The organism is Inquilinus limosus MP06, assembly GCF_000767795.1.
Classification (GTDB): Bacteria; Pseudomonadota; Alphaproteobacteria; order DSM-16000; family Inquilinaceae; genus Inquilinus; species Inquilinus limosus_E.
In genome coordinates this window covers 1-4,724 of the sequence record NZ_JANX01000505.1, presented here as the reverse complement: position 1 = coordinate 4,724, position 4,724 = coordinate 1, and the positions used below count along the sequence as shown (strand labels likewise).

The 4,724-nt window shown below is 68.4% G+C and carries 6 protein-coding genes; 5 read left to right on the top strand and 1 reads right to left on the bottom strand.

Annotated features, from left to right (window positions below):
- Positions 1–447: 447 nt before the first annotated feature.
- From P409_RS27070 to P409_RS37370, 3 genes are all read left to right on the top strand, one after another.
- Positions 448–1,365: an MBL fold metallo-hydrolase gene (locus P409_RS27070; RefSeq protein ID WP_052121451.1), complete on the top strand. Its 918-nt coding sequence runs from the start codon at positions 448–450 to the stop codon at positions 1,363–1,365.
- Between the two features lie 345 nt (positions 1,366–1,710).
- Entirely contained in the window at positions 1,711–2,010 is a 300-nt protein-coding gene (locus P409_RS37375; RefSeq protein WP_081991818.1) for a BrnT family toxin, read from the top strand.
- Positions 1,979–2,272 carry a BrnA antitoxin family protein gene (locus P409_RS37370; RefSeq protein WP_238578787.1) on the top strand — a complete coding sequence of 98 codons (294 nt, stop codon included), beginning with the start codon at positions 1,979–1,981 and terminating at the stop codon, positions 2,270–2,272. The genes P409_RS37375 and P409_RS37370 overlap by 32 nt, the downstream gene beginning before the upstream one ends.
- A gap of 71 nt (positions 2,273–2,343) precedes the next feature.
- On the opposite strand, the gene P409_RS27060 is transcribed toward P409_RS37370, so the two are convergent.
- Positions 2,344–2,721, bottom strand: coding sequence for a hypothetical protein (locus tag P409_RS27060; protein ID WP_152613562.1), 378 nt, complete (start codon positions 2,719–2,721; stop codon positions 2,344–2,346).
- A 222-nt stretch (positions 2,722–2,943) separates the two neighbouring features.
- Between P409_RS27060 and P409_RS27055 the strand changes: the two genes are divergently transcribed.
- On the top strand, positions 2,944–3,996 hold the full coding sequence (locus P409_RS27055; protein ID WP_202964825.1) for an ABC transporter substrate-binding protein: 1,053 nt from the start codon (positions 2,944–2,946) through the stop codon (positions 3,994–3,996).
- A gap of 28 nt (positions 3,997–4,024) precedes the next feature.
- On the top strand, positions 4,025–4,724 hold a 700-nt coding region (locus P409_RS27050; RefSeq protein ID WP_034845713.1), incomplete at its 3' end, for an ATP-binding cassette domain-containing protein.

Sequence of the window (4,724 nt, the reverse complement as noted above, 5' to 3'; positions counted from 1 at the left end):
CGCATTGCTGCAGCGCGCAGCCGCGGCCATAGGCCTCGACATCGAACTCGGCCGGCATCTCCTTCATGGAACGTATCATGAACGAAATGCAGGGGTGAGCGCAATGATCATTGCGTTAACACGACCCGGTCCGGCGGACCGCCAGGGGCAGGACGCGGTCATCGCATCGGGCTCCCGAGGCGAGATCCGCACCTGTGCAGACGTCGAGGGCCTTATCGAAGGGAACGGGAAACTGGCTGGCCAGGACAGCGAAACCGCAAGGTGGAGGTCGCCGCCGCCCGCCGCCAAGGCGCGGGCACCGTCATCCGGCACCCGGCACCCCGCACCCGGAATGGCGGGACCTATCCCCCGGTATGGCCTGCCCTCTCCCTCGACCCAATCGACCGGAAACACGCCTCCCCGTAGCGTCGCCGGTGCCGAATGCAAGGCGATCAGCAGGAGACGAAGATGAGCCCGGACAGCATCTCACACCCCGTCCGACAGGGGCCCGAAGAGTTGGTTCCGTCGCGCTACGCGCTGCGGATCGGCGAGATCGACGTGCTGGTGGTCAGCGATGGCGTGCTGCCGCTGCCGACCGCGATGCTGGCCCACAACGTCGACCCCGCTACCCGGGCGGCCTGGCTGAAGGACATGTTCCTGCCGCCCGACGCGTTCGACTGGGCGCTGAACGCGGTCGTGGTGCGCAGCGGCGACCAGACCATCCTGGTCGATGCCGGGCTTGGCTTCGACCCGGACCTGCACCTGCCGCGGGCCGGGCAGCTGGTCAAGCGGCTGGAGGCCGCCGGCATCGACCTCGGCTCCGTGACCGACCTGGTGCTGACCCATATGCACATGGACCATGTCGGCGGGCTGCTGGTCGACGGGGTGAAGGACCGGCTGCGCCCGGACCTGCGCATCCATGTGTCGGCCGCCGAGGTCAAGTTCTGGGAGGCGCCCGACTTCTCCCATGTCTCGATGCCGCCGGGCTTCCCGGACGCGCTGCGGTCGGCCGCCAAGCGGTTCGTGGAGCTGTATCGCGGCCAGCTCCACACCTTCGAGGAGGAGCATGAGGTCGCGCCGGGCGTGGTGGCCCGGCGCACCGGCGGCCACACCCCCGGGCACAGCGTGGTCCGCGTGGCGTCGGGCGGCGACCGGCTGACCTTCGCCGGGGACCTCGTCTTCGCGGTCGGGTTCGAGCACCCCGACTGGTACAACGGCTTCGAGCACGACCCCGAGGAATCGGCCCGTGTCCGCACCCGCCTGCTGCGGGAGCTGGCCGGGACCGGCGAGCTGCTGGTGGCCACCCATCTGCCGTTCCCGTCGGTCGGCCGGGTGGCTGCCGCCGGCGACGGCTTCCGCTGGGTGCCGGTGTTCTGGGACTACTGACCGCCTGCCGGGCGGCGGCATTGCGGCGACAGCGCACATGCCCGGGCTTGGCCGGCCGCCCCGGATGGGCGGCCGGCGGAGGTGAGGGCGGCTTTCGGGCTGCTTCGCTGACCCGATTGTGCGCTGCCATCGAATTTCCGGCGTGCAACCCGTTCCTTGACGTGCATCCTTGACTTCGAGATTGTATGTACATACATTCCTTTTGCCGGTGGGACGATTGGACGATACCGTGCCCCGTCCAGACAGGCATCTTGCCGGAATATTCAACCCGGGCATGAACAATCGGAGACGGACCCGTGAAAAACTCTTGGATGATTCATCAAATGAGAACCAGGAGAACCGAACGTGCGCGGGTATCGTTACACATGGGATCAAAGGAAGGCTGACAAGATCTGGGAAGATCGCGGAATCGCGTTCGAGGATCTTCCCGAGTTGATTGAGGGACGAGTGACACTAACTTCCCCCTCGCCGCAAAAGGGCGAGGATCGCTATCTGACCATCGGAGCGATCGAAGGGCACGTTCTCGTCGTCGTGTGGATGTACACCGATGAGCCAGGTGTCCGGCGGATCATCACCGCCCGGCAGGCTCGGAAACATGAGAAGGAGTTGTACCGTGACCGCATTGCCCGAGAAGGGCCGTCGTAGGACGGACTGGGCCCGGGTCGAAGCGACGACGGAAGCAGAGATCGACGCACACCAGATCGAGGATGAAGGGCGTGTGCGCCGGCTCGACAAGGACTGGATCGAGGGAGCGTCCCGATCCCTTCCGGAACCGAAGGTCTCGATCACGATCCGGGTGGACAAGCACGTCTTGGACTACTTCAAGGATCAGGGGCCAGGCTATCAGACGCGGATGAACGCCGCGCTCGCCGCCTATGTCGCCGACCACGAGCGATCGTCCAAATAGACGGTAGGAAAGGGGCCGCCGACAGGCGAGCCCTTCCTATCCGCATCCAACCACATTGCGCCGGATCGACTCTACGCGTGCCCGACCGGGCGGCCGCCGAGCCAGCTGAGATACTCGTATTTCGGGCGCAGCAGCTCCATGTCGCGCTCGAATTCCGGCAGGGTGTAGTCTACCGCGGCCGGGTCGCCGCCGCCCTCGACCAGGGGCGCATGCTCCGGGTCCGCCGCCGCCAGCAGGTCTGCGATCTCCTCATGCGCCGAGGGCTCGGCATCGGCATGGGTCTCGCCCTCGTCGATGTGCAGCTCGCCCACCGCCCGCTTGATCGCGGCCAGCTGCAGCCCGTTCGGGGCCTGGCCGGCGCCCCAGCGCGCCAGCCAGGCCTCCAGCTGGTTCATGGCGTAGCGCAGCTCGTCGTCGCGGTCGTTGGTGGGCAAGGTTGGGGCGGGCATGGTCCTGTCTCTCGGATGTGGCCCCAAGGTGATGGACACCCCCGGCCGGAACGGCAAGGGGCATCTCTCTCGCATTTCCGATGACAACGTTGTCTTGACAGACTCAGGGCGTCCCGCTTCTCCTTGGCGCGGGGACGATGCCGATGGCCTCGCCCCGAGCAAACCGACAACACACCGGGCCGTCCGGGTCAGGCAGGGCCGGGTCAGACAGGGAGAGGGATGATGACGAGGATCTCGGCGGCACGCGCCGCCTGCTGCGCCGCATTCGCGATCGCGGCCCTGGCGGCCGCCACCGGCGCGGCCGAGGCCGCCGCCGGCTGCATCAAGGGCGACCGCAAGCCGCCCTTCACCATCGGCTGGGCCAACATCTACTCCGTCCCCACCTGGATGAAGCAGACCGAGGGCACGATCAGCAAGGAGGTCGATGAGCTGAAGGCCAAGGGGCTGGTCGACAAGCTGGTGATCACCGACGCCCAGGGCAACGCCAACACCCAGATCCAGCAGGTCCAGTCGATGATCGACGCCGATGTCGACGCGATCATCCTGATCGCCGGGTCGGCCACGGCGCTGGACCGGGTGATCGCCGACGCCTGCGGCAAGGGCATCGCGGTCATCAACTTCGACAGCCTGGTGCAGACCGACAAGGTGACGGCCAAGATCAACACCGATTCGGCCGACTGGGGCCGCCAGGCCGCCGAGTGGCTGGTGAAGCAGATCGGCGGCAAGGGCAGGATCATCGTCCTGAACGGCCCGGCCGGCATCTCGGTCAGCGACGACCGGCGCAAGGGCGCGACGCCGGTGCTGCAGGCCAATCCGGGCGTCGAGGTGCTGGCCGAGACCAACACCGACTACAACGTCGCCCCGGCGCAGGAGGCGGTGACCAGCCTGCTGTTCGCCAATCCGGAGATCGACGGCATCCTGTCGCTGGGCGGCGCGCTGTCGGCCGGCGCGATCCTGGCGATGGACCGGCAGGGCCGCGACTTCGTGCCGACCACCGGCGAGAACTACCGCCAGTTCCTCGAGCTGTGGAAGCAGCACGACATGAAGGGCTGGGCGACGATGCAGCCGAACTGGCTGGGCGCGCTGGCCGTCTACACCGCGGTGCAGGCGCTGTCGGGCAAGGACGTGCCGGCCTTCGTCAAGGTGCCGCTGCCGGTGATCGACGACAGCAGCATCGACGGCTATCTGGCGCGGGCCGACCAGTTCCCGGCCGACGGCTACATCTTCTCGGAATACGACACGGCGCTGTTCGACAAGCTGCTGGCGGCGAAGTGAGCATGGCCTCAATGGCGGGGGCGGCGCCGTGACGGCGTCGCCCATCCTCAGTGCCGAGGGGGTGTCCAAGGCCTTCTTCGGCAACCCGGTGCTGCGCGGCGTCTCGATCGATCTCCATCCCGGCCGGGTCCATGCCCTGCTGGGCGAGAACGGGGCCGGCAAGTCGACGCTGATCAACATCCTGTCCGGGGCGCTGCGGCCGGATGGCGGGTCGCTGACGGTCGACGGCCGCGGCGCCGGCCACCTGACCCCGCGCGAGGCCCAGCGCGCCGGCATCGCCGTGGTGCAGCAGGAGCTGAGCCTGGCGCCGCATCTGTCGATCGCCGAGAATATCGGCCTCGGCGCCTATCCGCGCCGGCTGGGGCTGATCGACTACCGCGCGCTGGCGGCGCGGGCGCGGGCGGCCTGCGACCTGGTCGGGCTGGACGAGCCGCTGGACCTGCCGGTCGACGCCCTGGCGCTGGGCCGCCGGCAGATGGTCGAGATCGCCAAGGCCCTCTACCGCAAGCCGCGGGTGCTGATCCTGGACGAGCCGACCTCCTCGCTGTCGGCGCATGAGGCGCAGACCCTGGCCCGGCTGGTGCGGCGGCTGCGCGACGAGGGCGTCGCCATCCTCTACATCTCGCACCGGCTGAACGAGGTGCTGGACCTCTGCGACCACGCCACCGTGCTGAAGGACGGCAGCCGCACCGCCGACCGGCCGCTGGCGGGCGTCGACCCGGAGGGGC